The organism is Erythrobacter insulae, assembly GCF_007004095.1.
GTDB lineage: Bacteria > Pseudomonadota > Alphaproteobacteria > Sphingomonadales > Sphingomonadaceae > Erythrobacter > Erythrobacter insulae.
In genome coordinates, this window is the sequence record NZ_VHJK01000001.1 from 1388298 (window position 1) to 1411460 (window position 23163).

Consider the following 23163-nt stretch of genomic DNA (forward strand, 5'->3'; position numbering starts at 1 on the left):
TCGTTCTCCTTGATGTGTGATATTGTTTATCAATAATTACGATCTAGAGGCGATCCGATTTATTGTCAATCAATAATATTGATAAACAATATGTCCCTTATCGTTTTTCGAATTTCTGCATTGATGAGGGCTGCGGGTTTTGCGCTCCTCCGCATCCCCCTGTTGACGCCCGGAGCATCAAATCCTACATGGTCAGGACACGCCAGCTTCGAGAAAGACCGATTCATACGCGGGGATCGGTTCCAGAATAGAAGCGGCGATTTGCTATAATCGCGACGAAGAATGCAGCTGCATCCCGACCATTCGAGAGAGTGGGATCGAGGCATGTGGCTTGTTTTGCGTTGTAATAGCAATCATGTCTCGCGTGACGTGAAATCCCAATTGAGCGCGCGGGCATTCGTCTCGCGTGCGACCAACAAAGAGGCATATCTCTTCCATGGCGACCAAGGCAAAGGCCCTTAAAACCTCGAACAAGCTCCGCAGCCGCAAGGCGCAGGGCACCGCGAAAAAGCGGATCCGCAAAATTTTTGGTGACATTCACGAAGTCGTGGACATGCCAAACCTGATCGAGGTTCAGCGCGAGAGCTACGAACAGTTCCTGCGCTCTGATCCGTCGATCGATTATGTATCCGGTCTTGAAAAAACGCTGCGCAGCGTTTTCCCGATCCGGGATTTTGCTGGCACCGCTGAGCTCGATTTCGTTAATTACGAACTCGAACCGCCCAAATATGACACGACCGAGTGCCGCCAGCGCGGGATCACCTATGCCGCGCCCATGAAGGTGACGCTGCGCCTGATCGTTTTCGAAGTCGATCAGGAAACCGAAACCCGTTCCGTTCTCGATATCAAAGAGCAGGACGTTTACATGGGCGATATGCCGCTCATGACCGATAACGGCACCTTTATTATCAACGGCACCGAGCGCGTTATCGTATCCCAGATGCACCGTTCGCCGGGCGTATTGTTCGATCACGATCGCGGCAAAACGCACTCCTCGGGCAAACTCCTGTTTGCTGCGCGCGTGATCCCATATCGCGGCTCATGGCTTGATTTCGAATTCGACGCCAAAGACATCGTGAACGTCCGCATCGACCGTAAGCGTAAGCTGCCGGTCACTGCGCTGCTTTATGCGCTTGGTCTCGATAGCGAAGAAATTCTCCATCACTTCTACGACACGGTGACGTGGGAGCGTGCCAAAGACGGTTGGAAGATTCCTTTCAACGCCGAAAACTGGCGCGGCCAGAAACCATCTTTCGCGTTGGTGGATGCCAAGACTGGCGAAGAAATCTTCGCTGCTGGCCAAAAGATCAGCCCGCGTGCTGCCAATAAAGCTGCCAAAGATGGTCTGACCGAGCTCCTGCTGCCAACCGAAGAAGTTGTCAGCCGTTATGCCGCTCGCGATATGATCGATGAAAGCACGGGCCGCATTTACGTCGAAGCGGGTGAGGAACTGACGCTTGAGCATGTCGAAACTTTCGACAATGCGGGCATCGACAGCCTCGAGTTGCTCGACATTGATGAAATCAACACCGGCCCATGGATTCGCAACACGCTGGCGGTCGATAAGGCTGAAAACCGTGATGAGGGTCTGGAAGCCATCTACAAGGTGATGCGTCCGGGTGAGCCGCCGACCAAGGAAACCGCAGACGCCCTGTTCGAAGGCCTGTTCTTCGATGGCGAACGCTATGACCTTTCCGCCGTTGGCCGTGTGAAGCTCAACATGCGTCTCGAGCTTGATGCCGAAGACACCGTGACAACGCTGCGCAAGGAAGACATCCTTGCCGTGGTCAAGGAACTCGTCGGTCTGAAAGACGGCAAGGGCGAAGTTGATGATATCGACAACCTTGGCAACCGCCGCGTCCGTTCGGTAGGTGAACTGCTCGAAAACCAGTACCGCGTCGGTCTGCTCCGCATGGAGCGCGCCGTTAAAGAGCGTATGAGCAGTGTCGATGTATCGACTGTGATGCCAAACGATCTGATCAATGCGAAACCCGCCGTGGCTGCGGTTCGTGAATTCTTCGGCTCTTCGCAGCTGTCGCAGTTTATGGATCAGACCAACCCGCTTTCCGAAGTCACCCACAAACGCCGCGTCTCAGCGCTTGGCCCAGGTGGTTTGACCCGTGAGCGCGCTGGCTTTGAAGTTCGCGACGTTCACCCGACCCACTATGGCCGGATTTGTCCGATTGAAACGCCGGAAGGCCCGAATATCGGACTCATCAACTCGCTGGCATCATTCAGCCGGGTCAACAAATATGGCTTCATCGAAACTCCATATCGCCGCGTAGAAGACAACAAAGTCACTGGCGATGTTGTCTATCTGTCGGCCATGGAAGAGCAGAAGCACACCGTTGCGCAGGCATCGGCTGAGTTGAACCCTGATGGCTCTTTCGCCGAAGAGCTGATCTCGGCTCGTCAATCGGGCGATAACCTGATGGCTCCGAATGAGCAGATCACATTGATGGATGTTTCTCCGAAACAGCTCGTTTCGGTCGCGGCATCGCTCATCCCGTTCCTTGAAAACGATGACGCAAACCGCGCATTGATGGGCTCCAACATGCAGCGTCAGGCTGTGCCGCTTGTGAAAGCAGAGGCACCTTGGGTCGGTACCGGCATGGAAGAGACCGTGGCGCGCGATTCGGGCGCTGCGATTGCTGCGCGACGTGGCGGAATTGTCGACCAGGTCGATGCGACCCGGATCGTGATCCGCGCCATCGGTGATGTCGAAGCTGGCCAGTCGGGCGTCGATATCTACACCTTGCAAAAATTCCAGCGTTCGAACCAGAACACCTGCATCAATCAGCGTCCGCTGGTCAAAGTTGGTGAAACGATCGAAGCGGGCGATATCATTGCTGACGGTCCATCGACCGACATCGGTGAACTTGCGCTGGGCAAAAACAGCCTCGTCGCGTTTATGCCGTGGAATGGTTACAACTACGAAGATTCGATCCTGATCTCAGAGCGCATCGTGAAAGACGACGTGTTCACTTCGATCCATATCGAAGAATTCGAGGTCATGGCTCGCGATACCAAATTGGGTCCGGAAGACATCACGCGCGACATTCCAAACGTCGGTGAAGAAGCGCTCCGCAACCTCGATGAGGCGGGTATCGTCTATATCGGTGCAGAGGTGCATCCGGGCGATATTCTGGTCGGCAAGATCACGCCAAAGGGCGAAAGCCCGATGACGCCGGAAGAAAAACTTCTGCGCGCCATCTTTGGCGAGAAAGCTTCTGATGTTCGTGATACCTCGCTGCGCTTGCCGCCTGGTGTTGCCGGAACCATCGTTGAAGTTCGTGTCTTCAACCGTCACGGTATCGAGATTGATGACCGTACGCGGGCGATCCAGAACGAGGAAATCGAGCGTCTGCGGAAAGATGCCGCTGACGAACGCGCAATTCTTAACCGTGCGACCTACAACCGTCTGCGTGACATGTTGATCGGCCAGACTGCTTCGGCAACGCCAAAGGGTCTTAAGAAAGGCGTAGAGATCACTGCCGAATTGCTCGACGAAGTCGAGCGCCATGAATGGTTCAAATTCGCTGTGGCGGATGATGGCCGGCAGGCACAAATCGAAGCGATCAAGACGCAGTACGACGAAGCTGTCGGCGGGATCGATGCCAAATTCGCAGACCGTAAGGAAAAGCTGGAGCGCGGTGATGAACTCGCACCGGGCGTTCTGAAAATGGTCAAGGTCTTCGTTGCTGTTAAGCGCAAGCTGCAGCCGGGCGACAAGATGGCCGGCCGTCACGGAAACAAGGGTGTGATTTCACGCATTCTGCCGGTCGAGGACATGCCATTCCTTGAAGATGGCACCGCAGTTGACCTCGTGCTCAACCCGCTTGGTGTTCCATCGCGTATGAACGTGGGTCAGATCTTTGAAACGCATCTGGGCTTCGCCGCACGCGGGCTCGGCATGGATATCGCGGACAAGCTCGAAGAGTGGAAGCGCGCCAATCCTAACGCTGCAGAAGACTACAAGAACGTGAAGCCACCCGAAGCGGTCGTAGAACGTCTCAAGGATATCTATGGCGAACAGTATTTCGAAGATCTCGAAAGCCGTTCGGCAGAGCAGATCGTTGAGCTTGCAGGGAACCTCGCAGCCGGTGTTCCGATGGGTACGCCTGTGTTCGATGGTGCGCGTGAGCCGGATGTTTCGGACATGCTGGTCAAGGCCGGCATCGACAGCTCTGGCCAGTCGACTCTGTTCGATGGCCGGACCGGTGAAGCATTTGATCGCAAGGTCACAGTAGGCATCATCTACATGCTTAAACTGCATCACCTTGTGGATGACAAAATCCACGCCCGTTCGATCGGTCCGTACTCGCTCGTCACGCAGCAGCCGCTGGGTGGTAAGGCGCAGTTCGGTGGTCAGCGCTTTGGTGAGATGGAAGTCTGGGCACTGCAGGCGTATGGCGCCGCCTACACCTTGCAGGAAATGCTCACCGTCAAATCGGATGACGTCGTTGGCCGGACCAAGGTCTACGAAGCGATCGTCAAAGGCGATGACACCTTCGAAGCGGGCATTCCGGAGAGCTTTAACGTTCTCGTGAAGGAAATGCGCTCGCTGGGCATGAACGTCGAACTCACATCGCTTGGCGATGGCGAAGGCGGCGATGAGTGGCCGGAGGCAGCGGAATAGAGGGGGCGGGCCCAAATACTAACCTTTGGGCCCCTTCCACCTTCGCTACCCAAGAGATTTCACCCCCTGAGGGAAACAAGTCATGAATGAACTGACCAAATTCACCAACCAACTGGCTAAGCCGGAAACTTTCGACCAGATCCAGATCGGGATCGCATCACCAGAGCGCATCCGTTCGTGGTCGTTCGGCGAGATCAAAAAGCCGGAAACCATCAACTATCGTACGTTCAAACCTGAGCGTGATGGATTGTTCTGTGCCCGCATCTTCGGTCCGGTAAAGGACTACGAATGCCTGTGCGGCAAGTACAAGCGGATGAAGTACAAAGGCGTCGTCTGCGAAAAGTGCGGCGTTGAAGTTACCGTTACGAAAGTGCGCCGCGAGCGCATGGGTCACATCGAGCTGGCCGCGCCGGTAGCGCATATCTGGTACCTCAAATCGCTGCCATCGCGCATCGGCCTGCTGCTTGATATTCAGCTAAAACAGCTTGAGCGCATTCTCTATTTCGAAAGCTATGTGGTGATCGAGCCGGGCCTGACCCCGCTTGAGAAATTCCAGCTGCTGACCGAAGACGAACTGCTCGAAGCGCAGGACGAATATGGCGAAGACGCGTTCTCCGCCGATATCGGTGCAGAGGCCGTTAAGATCATGCTGATGGATCTTGATCTCGAGCAAGAGCGCGATGATCTGATGGAAGAGCTGGCGGTTACCAAGTCGACGCTCAAGCCAAAGAAAATCATCAAGCGCCTCAAGGTCGTTGAAAGCTTCATCGATTCAGGCAACCGTCCCGAGTGGATGATCCTCGAAGTCATCCCTGTAATCCCGCCAGAGCTGCGCCCGCTGGTGCCGCTGGATGGTGGCCGTTTCGCAACGTCCGATCTCAACGATCTGTATCGCCGCGTGATCAACCGTAACAACCGTTTGAAACGCCTGATTGAACTGCGCGCGCCGGACATCATTGTCCGCAACGAAAAGCGTATGCTTCAGGAAGCTGTTGATGCGCTGTTTGACAATGGCCGCCGCGGCCGTGTGATCACCGGTGCGAACAAGCGTCCACTGAAATCTTTGAGCGACATGCTCAAGGGTAAGCAGGGCCGTTTCCGTCAGAACTTGCTTGGTAAGCGCGTGGATTATTCCGGTCGTTCGGTCATCGTGACCGGCCCGGAATTGAAGCTGCATCAGTGCGGTCTACCAAAGAAAATGGCGCTCGAGCTGTTCAAGCCGTTCATCTACGCCCGTCTCGATGCAAAGGGTCTTTCGATGACTCTCAAGCAGGCGAAAAAATGGGTCGAGAAAGAGCGCAAGGAAGTCTGGGACATCCTCGACGAAGTGATCCGCGAGCACCCGGTTCTGCTGAACCGCGCGCCAACGCTTCACCGTCTTGGCATCCAGGCGTTTGAACCGGTTCTGATCGAAGGTAAGGCGATTCAGCTTCACCCGCTGGTCTGCTCGGCTTTCAACGCCGACTTTGACGGTGACCAAATGGCTGTTCACGTCCCGCTGTCGCTTGAAGCGCAGCTGGAAGCGCGTGTGCTCATGATGTCCACCAACAACATCCTGTCCCCGGCCAACGGTAAACCGATCATCGTGCCTTCGCAGGATATGGTCTTGGGCCTCTATTATCTCTCGATGGAGCGTCAGGAAAAAACCCCTGAGTTCCTCGAGAATGAAGACGGCACCAAAGTTGAAAAACTCCCACGTTTTTCTGACATGGCCGAAGTGCACCAGGCGCTGGAAACCAAAGCAGTCACGCTTCACACCAAAATTCTCGCCCGCGTTCCGCAGGCCGATGAAAAAGGCAAAGTGACGATGAAGCGCTTTGAAACCACGCCAGGCCGGATGCTGATCGGTGAATGTCTGCCGACGAACCACAAGGTTCCGTTCGACATCATCAACCGTCTGCTGACGAAGAAAGACATCGGCGACGTGATCGACGAAGTCTATCGCCACACCGGTCAGAAAGACACTGTGCTGTTTGCCGATGCCATCATGGTTCTCGGTTTCCGCCACGCGTTTAAAGCCGGTATCTCGTTCGGTAAGGACGACATGATCATCCCTGATTCCAAAATCAAAATGGTTCAGGATACCAAAGATCTGGTTGCCGGTTACGAACAGCAATATCAGGACGGTCTGATCACGCAGCAGGAAAAATACAACAAGGTTATCGACGCTTGGAGCAAGTGTGGTGATCTGGTTGCTGATGCGATGATGGCCGAAATCAAAGCCACGCCAATCGGCGAAGACGGCAAAGAAGCGCAGATCAACTCGATCTACATGATGAGCCATTCCGGTGCGCGTGGTTCGCCCGCGCAGATGAAGCAGCTTGCCGGTATGCGCGGTCTGATGGCCAAGCCTTCGGGCGAGATTATCGAAACCCCGATTATCTCGAACTTTAAGGAAGGTCTGTCCGTCCTTGAATACTTCAACTCCACCCACGGCGCACGTAAAGGCCTTGCTGATACCGCGCTTAAGACGGCAAACTCAGGCTACCTGACCCGCCGTCTGGTTGACGTATCGCAAGACTGCACGATCGTAGAAAACGACTGTAAGACCGAAAACGCGCTGGAAATGCGCGCCATCGTTCAAGGTGGTTCGGTGATCGCATCTTTGGGTGAGCGTATTCTGGGCCGCACCGTGGCTGAGGATATCGTCAACGCAGCGACGGGCGAAGTGATCGTCAAGGCTGGCACGTTGATTGACGAGCCAATGGTGAAAGAAATCGAAGCAGCCGAAACACAGTCTGCCAAGATTCGTTCGCCGCTGGTTTGTGAAGCCGATCAGGGTGTTTGCGGAACATGTTATGGCCGTGACCTTGCCCGCGGTACTCCGGTGAATATCGGGGAAGCTGTCGGCGTTATCGCTGCCCAGTCAATCGGTGAGCCCGGTACCCAGCTTACGATGCGGACGTTCCACATCGGCGGCGCGGCCCAGCTCAACGAAACTTCGCACCTTGAATCGATCTCAACCGGTAAGGTTGAATTGCGCGGCATGCCGACCATCACCGATAAAAAAGGCCGCATTCTGTCGCTCGCTCGTAGCGGTGAAATCGCTGTTATCGATGCCGAAGGCCGCGAACGCGAGATGCACAAGGTTCCTTACGGCACCGTGCTCATGTTCAAGGATGGCGACAAGGTCAAAGAAGGCGACCGTCTGGCTGAATGGGATCCGTTCACCCTGCCGATCATCACCGAGCAATCTGGTGTTGTGAAGTATCAGGACCTCGTCGAAGGCACCACGCTTGAAGAGCAAACCGATGACGCGACGGGCATTGCCCAGCGCGTTGTGACCGAAAACCGGGCAACCGGTCGCAAGAAAAAGGAAGAGCTGCGTCCGCGCATGACTCTTCTCAGCGAAGGTCAAAGCGAAGATGAAACCGAAGCGCAGCGTTATATGCTCGCTCCGGGTACGACGCTTTCGGTGGAAGACGGCCAGACTGTTGAAGCGGGTGACATCCTTGCGCGTGCATCGCGTGAAGCTGCGAAAACCCGTGATATTACCGGTGGTCTTCCCCGCGTTGCGGAACTGTTCGAAGCGCGTCTTCCAAAAGACATGTCGGTTATCGCCAAGATTTCGGGCAAGATCGAATTCGTTCGCGAATACAAAGCCAAGCGTAAGATTGCGATCGTTCCCGAGGAAGGTGATGCAGTCGAGTACCTGATCCCCAAGACCAAGGTGATCGACGTGCAAGAGGGCGACTTTGTGAAGAAGGGTGATACCCTGATCTCAGGTTCGCCGAACCCGCACGACATCCTTGAAGTCATGGGCGTTGAGGCGCTGTCCGAATATCTCGTCAACGAGATCCAGGAAGTTTACCGACTGCAGGGCGTGAAAATCAACGACAAGCACATCGAGGTGATCGTTCGCCAGATGTTGCAGAAGGTTGAAATCACCCATGGCGGTGACACAACGCTGCTTCCGGGCGAACAGGTTGATCTTGCAGAAATGCAGGAAATCAACGCCAAGCTGACCAAGTCAAAACAGCCTGCACAGGGCACTCCGATCCTGCTCGGCATTACCAAGGCGTCGCTGCAAACTCGCAGCTTCATCTCTGCTGCGTCGTTCCAGGAAACCACTCGCGTGCTTACGCAGGCTTCGGTGGAAGGTAAGAAGGACACGCTGATCGGTCTCAAGGAGAACGTGATCGTTGGTCGTCTTATCCCGGCTGGTACTGGTGCAGGCATGAACCGTATGCGTGTGACCGCATCCAGCCGTGACGCTGCGCTGAAAGCTGCTTGGAAGAAGCAGCAGGACAAACTTGCAGCGGCTAATGCTGTTGCGCCCGAGCCTGCTGCCGATCCGGTTTCCAGCGAAGAAGCCATGAAAGCAGCCATGGGCGGCGGTGCAAGCACCGACGAAACACCGGCCGCTGAATAAGACAGGCTAACAAAGACGAAAAAGCCCCGCTGCAGCATTGCTGTGGCGGGGCTTTTTGCATCCCGGGCCTTCACATTGTGCATTTCGCGCATCGTGATAGGCTCCCGGTCGAGAAACGAGGGGATGCGATATGAAGAAGTTTGCCTTGGCGATCGCCGCGATCAGCCTGATACTTCCGGTTCAATTGTGGGCGCAGGAGACGGTGGTTGTTACCGGTTCGCGGATTACTTCGTCAAACCCATATATGTGAATTCTGACTCGCGCGATGCATCCGTTCGTTCGGCAGAAGTCACCGCGATGCTGCAGGCTGCGATCGCGCGGGCTCAATCCCAGGCAATTGCTTTGGTGGCAGGTGATTACAAGCTTGCGCCGCTAACGCTCGCGGCCATGGACGATCTGACATTTGGCAGGGGAAACCGTCCAGATACGACCAGAGTGAAGATTTACGCACGGCTTCCGGTGGGTGGTAAATTCACAAGTGTGGATCAGGTCGATGAAGCAATCACGGCGTTCCAGAAATCTGTGCCTGCGACCGGTCGATCATACATCGAAAGCGGCCCGACCGATCTCGCGATCGATAATCCTGATCAATATCGAGGTGCCGTGGTGAAAGCGATTGCCGACGAATCAAAGCGTTATGCGGCCATGTTCGGTAGCGATTACGGGATCGAAATCCGCGGTCTCGATTCAGAGCTCTATTTCAAACAAGCGAGCCAGACCGAGGTGTTCCTGTATATCGAACACAATTTCGTGATTAAGCCGAAATAGGCGCGTCAGACGCACGGAATGCTTTAACTGCGCGCCAATCGGCGTATATCGGCGCGCATGACCATAACCCGTTTTGCCCCGTCACCCACGGGCCGGCTGCATGTCGGCAATATCCGCACCGCACTTCACAACTGGATGCTCGCTCAAAAAGCGGGCGGTCAGTTTATCTTGCGCATCGACGACACTGATGCTGCACGAAGCAAGGAGGAATATGTCGAGGCAATCCGCGCGGACCTTGAATGGCTTGGCATCGAGGCTGACCGTGAAGAGCGCCAATCGGAACGCCTCGACCGGTACGAGGCGGCTTTCAATTCATTGCGCGAAGCGGGCCGTATTTATCCGGCCTATGAAACCCAGCAAGAACTTGAGCTGAAGCGCAAAGTGTTGCTGGGCCGGGGTCTCCCGCCGATTTATGATCGCGGCGCGCTGGAACTCAGCGATACCGAACGCGCCCAGAAAGAGGCAGACGGTGTTCAGCCGCACTGGCGTTTTAAGCTCGATCATGATGAGCCGATCCAATGGGAAGACGGCGTGCGCGGCATCGCCAAATTCGATCCAAAGCTGCTTTCTGATCCGGTGATCCGGCGCGCCGATGGGTCGTGGTTGTATATGCTGCCGAGCACCGTCGATGATATCGACATGGGCATCACACAGGTTTTGCGCGGCGAAGATCACGTATCCAACACGGCTGTTCAGATTCAAATGTTCACCGCCATGGGTGCGGCGGTTCCCGCATTTGCCCATGAAGCCTTGCTGGTCGGCAAAGAGGGTAAGCTGTCGAAGCGCCTGGGGTCTTTGGGCTGCGACACGTTCCGTGAAAAGGGGATCGAACCCGAAGCCATTCTGGCCTTGCTGTCGCGGCTTGGCACATCACTGCCTGTCGAACCGATCACCGACCGCGATGTGTTGCTCGACACCTTTGATCTGACAACGTTCGGGCGTGCTCCGGCCAAGTTTGACGACGCCGATTTGGACCGGATCAACACGGCGATTGTCCACGGTTTGCCCTACGATGCGGTCAAACATCGCCTGCCCGAAGGCATGGACGAAGCCGGTTGGCATGCGGTGCAGCCAAACATCGCAATTGTCGATGAAGTATCCGAATGGTGGCGGCTGGTTACAGGCCCGATTGAGCAACCGGAATTCGAAGCGGAAGATAAAGCCTATCTGGCAGAAGCAGTGCAGGCGCTTTCATGGAGTGATGATCCATGGTCCGGCCTGACTTCAGCGTTGAAAGAAAGCACTGGCCGGAAAGGCAAGGCATTGTTCTTGCCGCTGCGCCAGGCTCTTACGGGTATGAATCACGGTCCTGACATGGGCGAATTGCTGCCATTAATTGGTGAAGCCGAGGCCAAAGCGCGGCTGGACCGCGCCGCATCATGAGCAATACCGGTTTAGCCCGGCAGCTCTTCACAGCTTTCGCCGCAGGCGATGCCGATGCTGCCCGCGCGGTCTGTTCGCCGGATATGACGGGCAGCCAGAATGGCGGTCCGGCCATGGGTCTGGAAACCATTTTACACTTTGCAGTCGCAGTCAAAAATGCGGCCCCTGATTTCCGCTATGAGGATATCGTCTGCTCCGCGACAGAAACGGGCTTTGTTGAAGAACACCGCGTTCGGGCGACGTTTGGCGATGGTAGCGAGCTTGATCTGCTGGTGTGTATCGTCGCCGATGTGCAGCACGGTAAAATCTCGGCACTGCGCGAATACTTCGATACAGCAGCAGCCGCTGCCTTGGGAAAGGCGCTGGGCCGGGCCTGATCCAGGCACCGACCCTCTCCCTTTATTCTTCGTGCTTGTCCAGTTCCGCCCCGGTCAGGGTTACGACATGCAGTAGGTTGGTTGAACCCGGTGTTCCAAAGGGTACGCCAGCGAGCACAATCTGCTTTGATCCCGCTTTACCAAAACCATGCCGCAGAGCCATGCGTTTGCCCTTGGCGATCATCTCTTCAAAGCTGCCGATGTCCTTTGTTGTGACGGCGTGTGTCCCCCAAAGCAGCGCGACCCGCCTTGCAGTGCGAATGGATGGAGTAAGCACCAGCACCGGCGTATCGGGCCGTTCGCGGGCAACGCGGCGCGCAGTGGAGCCTGAATCTGTGAAAACGGTGATGGCGCTGATCGAAACGGTGTCGGCAATCGTCATACAGCTATGCGCCAGTGCATCGGATGTTGTCGCATCGGGCGGCGTCTCAAGGAACCGTACCCGTTTCAGGTAATCCTCATCACTTTCGACCTGACGCGCGATGCTGTGCATCATGGCCACCGATTCCTCAGGCCATTCGCCCGCTGCGCTCTCTGCGGAAAGCATGACAGCATCGGCGCCGTCATAGACGGCATTGGCAACGTCGGACACTTCGGCGCGGGTCGGGATCGGGCTTTCAATCATCGATTCCAGCATTTGCGTTGCGACAATTACCGGTTTGCCAGCGCGGCGCGATGCATTGACGATCTTCTTCTGCAAAGGCGGAACCTCTTGCGGTTCCAACTCGACACCCAGATCGCCGCGTGCAACCATGATCCCGTCGGACAAATCAATAATATCCGCGAGCCGATTGACTGCCATTGGCTTTTCAATTTTTGCGCACAATGCGACCGATTTGCCCCCGTGTGCGGTTACCAATTTACGGGCTTCGGCCATATCATCGGGGCGTTGGACAAACGAAAGAGCGATCCAGTCGGCCCCGTGCTCGACCGCAAAGGCCAGATCTCGGCGGTCTTTTTCGGTCAGCGCGGGGATCGGCACTTCGGCATCGGGCACGTTCACCCCTTTGCGATCCGAAATGACCCCGCCAACCTCGGCGGTGCAGAAGATGCGGTTCTCATCCGCTTCCTTTACCCGCAGCCGAATTTTGCCATCATTGATCAACAGGCGCTGTCCGCGTTCCATGATGCCGAATAATTCAGGGTGGGGCAGGCAGACGCGGTTATCATCGCCGGGCGCTGGATCACGGTCTAGCGTGAAATGCGCCGAATGTTTGATAATAGCCTTGCCGCCTTGGAAAGTGCCGACGCGCAATTTTGGACCCTGTAGATCGGCGAGGATCGCGATTGGTCGGTGAAACTCTTTTTCCAGCGCACGTATCGCCGTGATTGCCTGCGCATGATCGGCGTGGTCACCGTGGCTCATATTAACGCGGAACGCGTCTGCCCCCGCCTTGAAAAGCCTTCGCAGCATTTCGGGCGAACGGCTGGCTGGGCCAATCGTCGCCAGAATCTTGACCTTGCGACCGCGCGGGTCGATCCGAGTGTGATCGCGTTTTGCCATCAATTCCCTATCCATTGTGAAGGACTGCTATGGCATGGAAGTATTGCAACTCAAGGAATAGTCACATGCAAAATCATTCTGCGGATACGAATTCAACCGATCCCCTCGATATGCTCGATGATGCGGTCGCTGCGGCGGCTTTTCGCCGCACGGTGCGCCATTTGCGCCACCGTCACGATGCCCAGAACATCCAGCTGATGGGTCTTGCGGGGTTTTGCCGCAATTGTCTGGCGGACTGGATCCGCGATGCCGGTTTTGAAGGCGACAAGTCGGCAGCGCGCGAAGTGATTCACGGCATGTCCGCTGAAGAATGGAAATCGACCCGTCAGAAACCGGCTACCGATGAACAAATCGCAGCAATGGAAGCGAGTTTGGCGAAAAACAAAGCTGACCTGCTTTAATTTGCCCCTTTTTGAGATTGCACCCTTTCGCGGCTGCGAGGCTGCGCGTATCCGGTGCATCGACTGATTCTCAATCCACCGGAGACCTGACGAAATGGCTGAAGCCACCGATGATCGCCTGCGCCTTTTGATCGAGCGCATCGAACGCCTTGAAGAAGAGAAAAAGGGTATCGCAGACGATATTCGCGATGTGTATGCCGAGGCGAAAGCCGTTGGTTATGATGCGAAAATCATGCGCCAGATCGTGCGTCTGCGCAAAATGAAGCCGGATGATCGCAGCGAGCAAGAGATCATTCTTGAAACCTATAAAGCCGCTCTCGGCATGGGTTAAGCGCGCGCATCCGTTGATTCATCCTCTTTGTGTCTTATGATGATAAGACAGCAATCTAGAGAGGAATTATCAATGGCAGGACCATGGAAAGACGCGCGCAGCGTTATCGTCAGCACCACCCCCACGCTTGAGGGGCGCCCGATCCAGGAATATCTCGGCGTTATCACGGGCGAAGTGATCGTTGGCGCCAATGTGTTCCGTGATCTTTTCGCCAGTGTGCGTGATATCGTGGGCGGACGCTCTGGTAGCTACGAACGCATTCTGGCTGATGCCCGCAATCAGGCGATCGAGGAATTGCAGGCCGAGGCGGCGAGCCGCGGCGGCAATGCGGTCGTTGCCATTGATCTTGATTACGAGGTGATCGGCGCGAACGGTTCGATGCTGATGGTGTCGGCCAGCGGGACAGCTGTCAGGGTCTGATCATGCTCCGGCCTCGCTAGCCATTGCGAGCGAGGCGAGGCCGATGGCAATGCCATTATGCAGGGCATGAATGGCAATCGCCGTCCATAACCCATAATGCACGCGCAAATAGGCCGCGATCGACCCTAGCACGAATTGCGGCAGCACGAGCGGCAGCAGGACAAAGAATGATCCTTCTGTGTAATTTGCAAAATGCACCAGCGCGAAGGCGGCACTGCTAAGCCAGAATGCGCCGGGAAAGATTGTTTTGAACCAGGCCGCCGGGCCGCTTTTCCAAACCGCGATCATGGCAATCAGTGACACGGCCAGTCCGCCAAGTATCGCAAGGCCTACGCCAATCTCGGCCGCTTCGCCGGTGCGCGATACGCCCAGAAAAGCGGCGATTACGCCTGCGATCAGCATGATCGGGATAACAATCAGATAGCGCGGCCTGCCCGATAGCCAGCTGCGGAAAACCAGCTCTTCGATCAGCGGCGCGCCGATGACGATGAGAAAGACCGTGCTCAGGTTAAGCTCAAGCGTGGCGTTAAGGTTTTCGGGAAGCTCAACCCCGACTGCGACGAGGGTCAATAATCCGCCGAGAAATACGAACAGAAAGATCAGGTCCAGGCCCAGCAGCCGGGCAACTGCTACACCGCCAGCTCGCATAGGGGCGCGCGCCTCTGGCAGTACGGGGCGCTTTAAAAACTCGGCAAAGGCGCGCCATTCGGCGCGTAGGGTAACCGTGCTCAGCTGCGCAATCGGGGCATTGACGCCTGATCCTGATGCAGAGCCCGAAGTTGGACTTGTGATTTCACCTGTCATGCGGCTAATGAACCCCTATATTTTCAGCTCCGCTATATTCCATAACGGCTTACAAAGAGTTCCCATGGCAGGCCATTCCAAATTCAAAAACATCATGCACCGCAAAGGTGCGCAGGACAAAAAGCGTTCGAACCTGTTTTCGAAACTGTCGCGCGAAATCACCGTGGCGGCGAAAATGGGTACGCCTGATCCGGATATGAATCCGCGTCTGCGACTGGCGGTGAACACCGCAAAAGCGCAATCGATGCCGAAGGACAACATCCAGCGCGCGATTGATAAAGCGACCGCCGGTGATGACGAGAATTATGAAGAAGTTCGCTACGAAGGCTATGGTCCCGGCGGCAGCGCGATCATCGTGGAAACGCTGACCGACAACCGCAACCGCACCGCCACCGCTGTTCGCACGGCATTCAGCAAACATGGCGGCAATCTGGGTACCGAAGGGTCTGTGCAGCACGGCTTTGAACGGCTTGGCCTGATCGAATATCCTGCGGATGCGGGCGACGAAGACACTGTGCTCGAAGCGGCAATGGAAGCAGGCGCAGAAGATATCGAAAGCTCGGAAGATGGTCACACGATCTGGACCGCTGCCGATGATCTGCATCAGGTCGCAAGCGATCTTGAGAAATCTCTGGGTGAAGCATCGAATGTGAAGCTTGCTTGGAAGCCCAACATCACCGTCGACATGGATGAGAAAGGCGCTGGCACCCTGCTTAAGCTGATCGATGTTCTTGATGATGATGATGATGTTCAAACCGTGTGGGGCAATTACGAAATCAGCGATGAAGTGATGGACAAGCTGGACGCGTGAGCTGGCGTGAGTGGCTGTTCGCGGCTGCTCTCGGCCTGGCGTTTCTGACCGCTGCTGTCTGGCGACTGGGATTTAGGATCGGTCTGTGATTATCCTTGGCCTTGATCCATCGTTAAGCTGCACCGGCTGGGGCGTAATTCGATCCGAAGGATCGCGCATCGCACATATTGCCAATGGTCAGATCAAAACCGTCGCCAAGGCGCCGATGGTTGAACGCCTGCACCAGCTGCATGAGGCGGTAAGCGCGGTAATCACCGCACATGCGCCAGACCGTGCGGCTTGCGAAGAGGTGTTCGTTAACAAGAACCCGCAGTCGACGCTTAAACTCGCGCAAGCGCGCGGGGCAGTGCTGGCCGGATGCGGGGCCAAAGGATTGATCGTGAGCGAGCACGCTGCACGTCTCGTCAAAAAGGCCGTTGTCGGTACCGGCGGGGCAGACAAGGCGCAGGTTCAGGCAATGCTTAAAGTGTTGTTGCCGGGTGCCGATATCGCTGGCGCCGATGCCGCAGATGCGCTTGCCGTGGCCATCGCAGATGCGCATCTAAGCAAACAGTTTTGAAAAACGAAAAGAGTCCTTGCATGATCCATCTCTATGGAATTCCCAATTGCGACACTGTCAAAAAAGCGCGCAAATGGCTGGATGCGCAAGGCAGGGATTACGCCTTTCACGACTACAAGAAAGAAAGCCCCGATCCGGCCAAGGTGAAGGAATGGATCGCGGATAAAGGCGTCGATGTCGTGCTCAACAAACGCGGCACCACATTTCGCAAACTGTCCGATTCTGAAAAGGCGGATGCGGCGGATAGTCACAAAGCCGTAAGCTTGCTGGTTCAGCACCCTTCAATGATCAAGCGTCCAGTGGTCGAGCATCCGAATGGCATTCTGGTCGGTTTCAAGGAAGATGAATGGTCCGCAGTATTATCCTGAGCGCCTGTGCGCTCGCCCTCGCATTTCCGGTATCTGTCATGGCTCAGAATGATCCTCTGGTAATCGCGCACCGCGGTGCGAGCGGGGAACGGCCCGAACATACGCTTGCGGCCTATGAGCTATCGATCGAGCTTGGCGCCGATTATATCGAGCCTGATCTTGTTGTGACCAAGGATCTGGAGCTGGTTTCGCGGCATGAAAATGAATTGTCCGGTACAACCGACATCGCATCGCGCGAAGAATTTGAAGATCGCCGCCGCGACAAGATGATCGATGGCCAGCGCGTTGCAGGCTGGTTTGCCGAAGATTTCACCTTGGCAGAGCTGCGCACGTTGCGAGCAAAGGAGCGCGTGCCCAGCTCCCGGCCTGATAACACCCGCTATAACGGGCTTTATCAAGTGCCCACGCTGGCGGAGATTGTGCAGCTGATCCGCGCGAAAGAGGCCGAAACCGGCCGCCGGATTGGCCTCTATCCGGAGCTGAAACACCCGACCTTTCTATTGGAAGATGCCGGAATAGATATTGTCGATCTGGTGCTGCGTGCCTTGCGCGATCTGAATATCGAACCGGACGATCCAATGTACATACAAAGTTTTGAAGTGGGTGTGTTGCAACGGCTTAATCAGCGCAGCGATTACAAGCTGGTGCAGCTGATCCATCCAGATGGCGGCCCCGCTGATGAACTGGATATGCGCTATGCCGAAATGGTGACGCCGACTGGTTTGACCGAAATTGCCGAATATGCAGACGGCATCGGCCCGTGGCTTGGTTATGTAATTGATCCGGTGACGATGGAGCAAACCACTCTTGTCGCGGATGCTCATGCGCTTGGGCTGAAAGTCCATCTCTGGACGTTACGCAAAGAAAACGGATTTTTGCCTGCCGCGCTTCAGGCCGAAGGGGGACCGTCGGCGGATGGACAATACAAATTGCTGTGGGCCAAGGCGCTGGCTAGCGGCGCAGACGGGTTCTTCACCGACAATGTCCGTGAATTTATCGAATTGAAGGCTGAGTGATATTTAACTCTTAAGCCGCGCGCTCAGGATGTAATTGAGCGCGTCATTATCCGACAGGTGCAGCCCTTTACCGATTCCATAGGCAATTCCGCGCTGCTGTGTGATTTCAAGCCCGACTTCGGAAAGCAGATCTGCGAATTCGTCTGGCGTGATGAAATCGCTCCAATGGTGCGTGCCTTTGGGTACGTATCCAATCGCTTCTGCTGCACCGACCAGCAGGATGCGCGATGCAGCGGTGCGATTGGGTGTCGACATGATCAGCAGGCCGCCGGGGGCAATTCGCGCCGCAACGTCCTTTAGGAAAGCACGCTTGTCCGCGACATGCTCGATAACCTCAAGACACGTGACCAGATCAAACTGTCCAATGTCGAGGCTTGCGACCTCCCCGGCCATATACCGGATATCCAGACCGCTCGCCTCTGCATGGGTGGCTGCGACAGAAACATTCTCGGCCGAGGCATCGACCCCGGTCACTTCTGCGCCAAGACGCGATAAAGGTTCGCACACCAGCCCCGCGCCGCAGCCAATATCGAGCGCGGATTTTCCGGCAAGTGGTTTGAGGCTGCGCGAATCGATTCCTTCATCGGCACCCCAATGAGCGTCAATTGCACTGCGAATAAACTGCATCCGCACAGGGTTGACCTGATGCAGCGAGGCCATTTTTCCCTTAGGATTCCACCAATCCCGCGCGAGGCCGGAGAAGAATTCCGCCTCTTCCGGACGGATAGTAACATTTGATACGTTTGCGTTTCCCATTGATGCTCCTTAACAGCGCGCGAGCGCACTAACCAGCGGGAGCTTGGGCTTTGGCCAAAAGCAAACAACGAATTGTGATGAAATTTGGCGGCACGTCGATGGCCGGGTCGGAACGTATCCGGCGCGTGGCCAATATCGTTCGCGCGCAAACGGCAGAAAATGCCGATGGCGTCTCCAGTGAAGTCGCCGTCGTCGTAAGCGCGATGGCGGGTGAGACGGATCGGCTGGTTAATTTCTGCCGCGAAGCCAATGCGCTTTATGATCCGGCGGAATATGATGTGGTGGTTGCCAGCGGCGAACAGGTGACCAGCGGGCTGCTTGCGCTGACGTTGCAATCGCTCGGGTGCAAGGCGCGCAGCTGGTTAGGATGGCAAATCCCGGTCAGAACCGTGGGCGCACATTCCAAAGCGCGCATTGAGACGATCGACGCGCCTGATATGATCGCCAGCATGGAAGCCGGAGAAATCGCAGTTGTGCCCGGTTTCCAGGGGATCAGCGAAGAAGGGCGGATTTCAACGCTGGGCCGCGGCGGCTCCGACACGTCTGCCGTTGCCGTTGCCGCAGCGGTTGGGGCGGATCGCTGCGACATCTATACCGATGTCGATGGTGTCTACACCACGGATCCCCGGATCGTAGCAAAAGCCCGAAAATTGAAAGCGGTCACTTACGAAGAAATGCTGGAGCTTGCGAGCGTCGGCGCAAAAGTGCTGCAAACCCGCTCTGTCGGCCTCGCAATGAAGGCGGGAGTGCGCTTGCAAGTGCTCTCCAGCTTTGTCGGCGATGATGCTGTATCGGCGGATGAATTGCCCGGGACGATGATCGTCTCGGACGCAGAAATGGACGAATTGGTGGAGAAGGGCCTGATGGAACGTCAGCTTGTAACAGGCATCGCGCACGACAAGAACGAAGCGAAAATTATCCTGACCCGCGTGCCTGATAAACCAGGCGCGGTTGCGCATATTTTTGAACCGCTCGCCGGGGCCAGCATCAATGTCGATATGATCATTCAGAACGTGGGCCGCGACAAAGGCGAGACTGACGTCACCTTTACGGTGCCACAGGCGGATCTGGCGCGGGCTCAGGCCATGCTGGAAGACAAGGCGGACCTGATCGGGTTCAATCGCATCATCACAGACAGTCATATCGCAAAAATCAGTGTGGTCGGTGTAGGTATGAAAAGCCATGCCGGTGTCGCGAGCACAATGTTCCGCGCACTGTCTGATCGGGGGATCAACATTCAGGCGATTTCAACATCTGAAATCAAGGTCAGCGTCCTGATCGACGAAGACGAGACCGAATTGGCCGTGCGCGTGTTACACACCGCCTATGGGCTGGATGCAGACGACTGATTGCGGCCACTACGAATCGGCCCGATAAAGCAAAACCGCCAAAGCCTTGCAGCGACGCCTATGTCAGCTTGATCGGTTAACGCCGGGCAACTCGTCGTTTGGCGGCACGCATTTGGTCGCTCTTAACCTTGTTTGGTAGGATCTGTTTAAGACTGCTAACCCGACTTTATGCGCTCTTTTTGGGAGTTGCATACATTGGTTCTTAAAGCGCATCTTGATCCTGTCGCCGCCGTGTTCGATGATCGCCGTGATCCGCGCCGCGCGCTTCAACTTGAAACCAGTGGTGTTCTGCCCGGCGGGCATGAAGCAAACGTCACTTTGCACAACCTTTCAGCCGTGGGCTTGCTGCTGGAAACGGACGTGCCGCTGGATACCGGCGAAGTTTTGGCGGTGGAACTGCCCGATATCGGTGCGGTTGAGGCTGCGATCGTCTGGCAGAGCGAGCAATTGTATGGCTGCGCCTTCACAGCGGCATTGCCAAACGGCGCCTTGGCCGCGGCACAATTGCAAAGCCTGATGGATTACAATGATCCGGCGCAAAAGCCGGCGTTTTCAGCCACGCTGGCCGAACCGTTTGGCGCTCGGCTTAATCGTTTGCGCCGCGAACGGGGGCTGACGCTTGCCGATGTCGCGGCGTCGCTTGAAGTCAGTAAGCCGACTGTCTGGGCGTGGGAGAAAGGCAAGGCGAGACCTCTGCCCGAACGGATTGCAGCAATCGCAGCCGCTCTGGGCGTGACGGTCGATGAACTGTCGGAAAGCCGGAACGAGGATAAAGGCCGCAGCGTGGTTGAAGATGCCCGTTTACGTATTGCTACTGCTTACGGAACGGACCCCAGAAGCATTCGTATTATGATTGAAGTCTAACGGGTAAGTTTAGATGAATTTACGTATAGGCTTTGTGAAGGAATCGCAAAATATGGTAAACAAAGATCAATGTTGATTCGTTTTTTAGTCAGATAAATTTCATAAACTAACAAAAGCCGAATAATTTGGGGATTTTTGGGTTTTAACATTTAATATTTGATGTTTTGTTAGTTAAATTTTTCATATCTAGACAACGGAAAAAACGGGGTTTGGTCGCTAACGCCGGGGGCAATTCGGCATGAAATTGGGATTAAGTGATGTAGAAGGCCGTGTTTTGCATGGTCTTGTTGAAGAGGCGTCGGGCGATATTGTCGTCAGGCTTGATGCGCACGGCTTCATAGTTTTCGCTTCGCAAAACGTAACCCAACTGGGGCACGATCTATCGACCATGCTGCTATTGCCGCATATCTCCGATTTGGCGGAGGGCGAACACAGCGCGGCGCTCAATGCGTTTGTCGAGAAAGGTCTGGCAGGAGAGGCGACCGGGGGATGGTTTGAATTCCCGGTTGTCGCGTCAGATGTGCTTGAGACTTTTGGTGCTGTGGATTGCCGCCGATGGTATGCACTCAGCCTGCGCCGGATTGATGACGATGACGGTCAGCCGCAAGGCGCGCTGGCCCTGATCCGCTCGGTGCACCAAAAACGCGCGCTCGAAGGGGAGCTGCACAACCGGGCGATCACCGATCCATTGACCGGCCTATCCAACCGACATGCCTTTTGCCAGAGCCTGCGGCGCCGATTGGCAGCCGGCGGAACCGAAACCATAGCGGTCTTCGCGATTGACGGCATGCGCTCTTTGTTCATGCAATTTGGCCAACGCACGGCTGATGAAATCATGTGGGGTTTTGCCAAATTTCTGGAGACAATGGCGCTACCGGGCCACGAAGTGGCACAGATCGATAATGAACGCCTGGCGGTGATCGTGCCGGACATGACACTCGCATCGACACGGGTTTGGGCAGGGGATGTGCTCAGCACGTTTTCCCAGCTTGCTTTGCCATCGTCTTCGCGGTCGCCGAAATTGACAGCCAGTGCAGGACTGGCGCGCGTGGAATGCACCGTCGATTGGACTTTGCGACAGGCAGAGCTGGCGCTTGTCATGGCCCGTGCTGGCGGCGGAAAGCAGGTCGGTGAATGCGGATATTCCGGGCGCAGCAACTCCTTTGAAGTTGTGAATGATCGCGCTGCAATCAAAACCGCAGTTGGAGATCCTGCCCGGTCGCGCTAGGCCGCGCGATTATGGCACATACAGCGACAATCCTTCTGTTGGGCTCCGGCGAGCTGGGGCGCGAATTTGTAATCTCGGTAAAGCGATTGGGCGCGCGGGTGATCGCATGTGATGCCTATGATGATGCTCCTGCCATGCAATTGGCCGATGCGCGCGAAGTGTTCTCGATGCTTGATGGTGACGCTCTGCGTGCGGCAGTTGAAAAGCACCGGCCTGATTATATCGTTCCAGAAGTAGAGGCGATCCGCACCGAGGTGCTCGCCGATCTGGAACGCGAAGGGTTCAACGTGGTGCCGTCTGCACGTGCGACGCAGTTGACCATGAATCGCGATTCTATCCGCGATCTTGCCGCTCAGGAACTGGGCTTGGTTACTTCGCGCTATCGCTATGCTGAAAGCCTAGAGGAGGTACGGGCAGGCTCTGACTTCACTGGCTTTCCCTGCGTGATCAAACCGGTAATGTCGTCATCGGGAAAAGGGCAAAGCAAAGTCGAAAGCGCCGATGATCTGGAGCAGGCATGGGAATATGCTGTGGCGAATATGCGCGGCGACAGGGCGCGCGTCATTGTCGAGGAATTCATCGCCTTTGATTACGAGATTACCCTGCTGACAGTCCGGCATAGGCACGGGATTTTATTCTGCCCTCCGATCGGACATCGGCAAGAGCGCGGCGATTATCAGGAAAGCTGGCAGCCTGCCGCGATGAGCGATACGGCGCTGAGCAAGGCCCGCGAAATGGCAACCACGGTGGTGGAAGCGTTGCAAGGCGCGGGGCGCGGCTGGGGACTGTTTGGCGTCGAGTTCTTTGTGAAAGGCCAAGAGGTTATCTTTTCGGAATTGTCACCGCGGCCGCATGACACCGGCATGGTCACCTTGATTTCCCAAGACCTTTCCGAATTCGATTTGCATGCGCGCGCTGTCCTGGGTCTTCCCCTGTTTGGAGACGAGGCGGCGATCCCATCGGCATCAGCCGTTATTCTTGCAGACCGAGACAGCAGCGACTTTGGATTTGAAGGGGTGCCAGATGCGCTGGGGATCGGCCCGAATGTCGATGTGCGGATTTTCGGCAAGCCAACAACGCGCCCGTATCGCCGGATGGGAGTGGCCCTGTCGATGAGCGATGATACCGACGATGCTCGCCTGCTGGCGAAGCAGGCAGCCGATGCCATCACGATCATCTATCACGATTGATTGTCTTTTTGTCCCGGTCAGCC

At 55.9% G+C, this 23163-nt stretch carries 19 protein-coding genes; 16 read left to right on the plus strand and 3 right to left on the minus strand.

Annotation, left to right across the window (positions count from 1 at the left end; genetic code table 11):
* Positions 1-436 precede the first annotated feature (436 nt).
* The 5 genes from rpoB (at position 437) to FGU71_RS06690 (ending at position 11539) form a co-directional block, all read left to right on the plus strand.
* Entirely contained in the window at positions 437-4639 is a 4203-nt protein-coding gene (gene rpoB / locus FGU71_RS06670) for a DNA-directed RNA polymerase subunit beta (RefSeq protein WP_142787849.1), read from the plus strand.
* A gap of 82 nt (positions 4640-4721) precedes the next feature.
* Positions 4722-9011, plus strand: coding sequence for a DNA-directed RNA polymerase subunit beta' (gene rpoC, locus FGU71_RS06675; RefSeq protein WP_142787850.1), 4290 nt, complete (start codon positions 4722-4724; stop codon positions 9009-9011).
* A gap of 246 nt (positions 9012-9257) precedes the next feature.
* On the plus strand, positions 9258-9779 hold the full coding sequence (locus FGU71_RS06680) for a hypothetical protein (protein WP_142787851.1): 522 nt from the start codon (positions 9258-9260) through the stop codon (positions 9777-9779).
* Between the two features lie 57 nt (positions 9780-9836).
* Positions 9837-11162, plus strand: coding sequence for a glutamate--tRNA ligase (gene gltX, locus FGU71_RS06685; protein ID WP_142787852.1), 1326 nt, complete (start codon positions 9837-9839; stop codon positions 11160-11162).
* Positions 11159-11539 (plus strand): nuclear transport factor 2 family protein, encoded by a 381-nt coding sequence (locus FGU71_RS06690; protein ID WP_142787853.1) that lies wholly within the window; start codon positions 11159-11161, stop codon positions 11537-11539. Before gltX ends, FGU71_RS06690 begins: the two co-directional genes overlap by 4 nt.
* Before the next feature lie 22 nt (positions 11540-11561).
* Here the strand turns inward: FGU71_RS06690 and pyk are convergent, their stop codons facing one another.
* Positions 11562-13043, minus strand: a complete 1482-nt coding sequence (pyk, locus tag FGU71_RS06695; protein ID WP_142787854.1) for a pyruvate kinase — start codon at positions 13041-13043, stop codon at positions 11562-11564.
* 65 nt (positions 13044-13108) lie between these two features.
* Here pyk and FGU71_RS06700 point away from each other — a divergent pair, with 65 nt between their 5' ends.
* From FGU71_RS06700 to FGU71_RS06710, 3 genes are all read left to right on the plus strand, one after another.
* On the plus strand, positions 13109-13444 hold the full coding sequence (locus FGU71_RS06700; protein ID WP_142787855.1) for a DUF1244 domain-containing protein: 336 nt from the start codon (positions 13109-13111) through the stop codon (positions 13442-13444).
* A gap of 94 nt (positions 13445-13538) precedes the next feature.
* Positions 13539-13775 carry a DUF2312 domain-containing protein gene (locus FGU71_RS06705; RefSeq protein WP_142787856.1) on the plus strand — a complete coding sequence of 79 codons (237 nt, stop codon included), beginning with the start codon at positions 13539-13541 and terminating at the stop codon, positions 13773-13775.
* 72 nt (positions 13776-13847) lie between these two features.
* Complete coding sequence (locus tag FGU71_RS06710; protein WP_142787857.1) at positions 13848-14195, plus strand: heavy metal-binding domain-containing protein; 348 nt, start codon at positions 13848-13850, stop codon at positions 14193-14195.
* On the opposite strand, the gene FGU71_RS06715 is transcribed toward FGU71_RS06710, so the two are convergent.
* Complete coding sequence (locus tag FGU71_RS06715) at positions 14196-14999, minus strand: CPBP family glutamic-type intramembrane protease (RefSeq protein ID WP_142787858.1); 804 nt, start codon at positions 14997-14999, stop codon at positions 14196-14198.
* A gap of 64 nt (positions 15000-15063) precedes the next feature.
* On the opposite strand from FGU71_RS06715, the gene FGU71_RS06720 reads away from it, so the two are divergent.
* From FGU71_RS06720 to FGU71_RS06735, 4 genes are all read left to right on the plus strand, one after another.
* Positions 15064-15810, plus strand: coding sequence for a YebC/PmpR family DNA-binding transcriptional regulator (locus tag FGU71_RS06720; protein ID WP_142787859.1), 747 nt, complete (start codon positions 15064-15066; stop codon positions 15808-15810).
* 85 nt (positions 15811-15895) lie between these two features.
* A complete protein-coding gene (gene ruvC / locus FGU71_RS06725) occupies positions 15896-16369 on the plus strand; it encodes a crossover junction endodeoxyribonuclease RuvC (protein ID WP_142787860.1) in 474 nt (157 codons plus the stop codon).
* A gap of 20 nt (positions 16370-16389) precedes the next feature.
* The gene (locus FGU71_RS06730; protein WP_142787861.1) at positions 16390-16737 is read left to right on the plus strand and encodes an arsenate reductase; all 348 of its coding nucleotides are present in this window, start codon (positions 16390-16392) and stop codon (positions 16735-16737) included.
* A complete protein-coding gene (locus FGU71_RS06735; protein ID WP_142787862.1) occupies positions 16716-17753 on the plus strand; it encodes a glycerophosphodiester phosphodiesterase family protein in 1038 nt (345 codons plus the stop codon). Before FGU71_RS06730 ends, FGU71_RS06735 begins: the two co-directional genes overlap by 22 nt.
* A gap of 3 nt (positions 17754-17756) precedes the next feature.
* Here FGU71_RS06735 and ubiG read toward each other — a convergent pair whose 3' ends face one another.
* Entirely contained in the window at positions 17757-18509 is a 753-nt protein-coding gene (gene ubiG, locus FGU71_RS06740) for a bifunctional 2-polyprenyl-6-hydroxyphenol methylase/3-demethylubiquinol 3-O-methyltransferase UbiG (RefSeq protein WP_142787863.1), read from the minus strand.
* Between the two features lie 77 nt (positions 18510-18586).
* On the opposite strand from ubiG, the gene FGU71_RS06745 reads away from it, so the two are divergent.
* The 4 genes from FGU71_RS06745 to purT all read left to right on the plus strand — a co-directional run bounded on the left by FGU71_RS06745 (position 18587) and on the right by purT (position 23140).
* The gene (locus tag FGU71_RS06745) at positions 18587-19858 is read left to right on the plus strand and encodes an aspartate kinase (RefSeq protein ID WP_142789017.1); all 1272 of its coding nucleotides are present in this window, start codon (positions 18587-18589) and stop codon (positions 19856-19858) included.
* 168 nt (positions 19859-20026) lie between these two features.
* Positions 20027-20722 carry a helix-turn-helix domain-containing protein gene (locus FGU71_RS06750; protein WP_142787864.1) on the plus strand — a complete coding sequence of 232 codons (696 nt, stop codon included), beginning with the start codon at positions 20027-20029 and terminating at the stop codon, positions 20720-20722.
* Positions 20723-20960: 238 nt separating this feature from the next.
* Positions 20961-21950 (plus strand): sensor domain-containing diguanylate cyclase, encoded by a 990-nt coding sequence (locus tag FGU71_RS06755; protein WP_142787865.1) that lies wholly within the window; start codon positions 20961-20963, stop codon positions 21948-21950.
* Positions 21951-21961: 11 nt separating this feature from the next.
* The gene (purT, locus tag FGU71_RS06760; protein ID WP_142787866.1) at positions 21962-23140 is read left to right on the plus strand and encodes a formate-dependent phosphoribosylglycinamide formyltransferase; all 1179 of its coding nucleotides are present in this window, start codon (positions 21962-21964) and stop codon (positions 23138-23140) included.
* Positions 23141-23163 lie beyond the last annotated feature (23 nt).

Coding starts and splice junctions, on each gene's coding strand:
- rpoB (WP_142787849.1), top strand. CDS start 437: ATGGCGACCAAGGCAAAGGCCCTTAAAACCTCGAACAAGCTCCGCAGC.
- rpoC (WP_142787850.1), top strand. CDS start 4,722: ATGAATGAACTGACCAAATTCACCAACCAACTGGCTAAGCCGGAAACT.
- gltX (WP_142787852.1), top strand. CDS start 9,837: ATGACCATAACCCGTTTTGCCCCGTCACCCACGGGCCGGCTGCATGTC.
- FGU71_RS06690 (WP_142787853.1), top strand. CDS start 11,159: ATGAGCAATACCGGTTTAGCCCGGCAGCTCTTCACAGCTTTCGCCGCA.
- pyk (WP_142787854.1), bottom strand. CDS start 13,043: ATGGCAAAACGCGATCACACTCGGATCGACCCGCGCGGTCGCAAGGTC.
- FGU71_RS06700 (WP_142787855.1), top strand. CDS start 13,109: ATGCAAAATCATTCTGCGGATACGAATTCAACCGATCCCCTCGATATG.
- FGU71_RS06705 (WP_142787856.1), top strand. CDS start 13,539: ATGGCTGAAGCCACCGATGATCGCCTGCGCCTTTTGATCGAGCGCATC.
- FGU71_RS06710 (WP_142787857.1), top strand. CDS start 13,848: ATGGCAGGACCATGGAAAGACGCGCGCAGCGTTATCGTCAGCACCACC.
- FGU71_RS06715 (WP_142787858.1), bottom strand. CDS start 14,999: ATGACAGGTGAAATCACAAGTCCAACTTCGGGCTCTGCATCAGGATCA.
- FGU71_RS06720 (WP_142787859.1), top strand. CDS start 15,064: ATGGCAGGCCATTCCAAATTCAAAAACATCATGCACCGCAAAGGTGCG.
- FGU71_RS06730 (WP_142787861.1), top strand. CDS start 16,390: ATGATCCATCTCTATGGAATTCCCAATTGCGACACTGTCAAAAAAGCG.
- FGU71_RS06735 (WP_142787862.1), top strand. CDS start 16,716: ATGGTCCGCAGTATTATCCTGAGCGCCTGTGCGCTCGCCCTCGCATTT.
- ubiG (WP_142787863.1), bottom strand. CDS start 18,509: ATGGGAAACGCAAACGTATCAAATGTTACTATCCGTCCGGAAGAGGCG.
- FGU71_RS06745 (WP_142789017.1), top strand. CDS start 18,587: ATGAAATTTGGCGGCACGTCGATGGCCGGGTCGGAACGTATCCGGCGC.
- FGU71_RS06750 (WP_142787864.1), top strand. CDS start 20,027: ATGCGCTCTTTTTGGGAGTTGCATACATTGGTTCTTAAAGCGCATCTT.
- FGU71_RS06755 (WP_142787865.1), top strand. CDS start 20,961: ATGAAATTGGGATTAAGTGATGTAGAAGGCCGTGTTTTGCATGGTCTT.
- purT (WP_142787866.1), top strand. CDS start 21,962: ATGGCACATACAGCGACAATCCTTCTGTTGGGCTCCGGCGAGCTGGGG.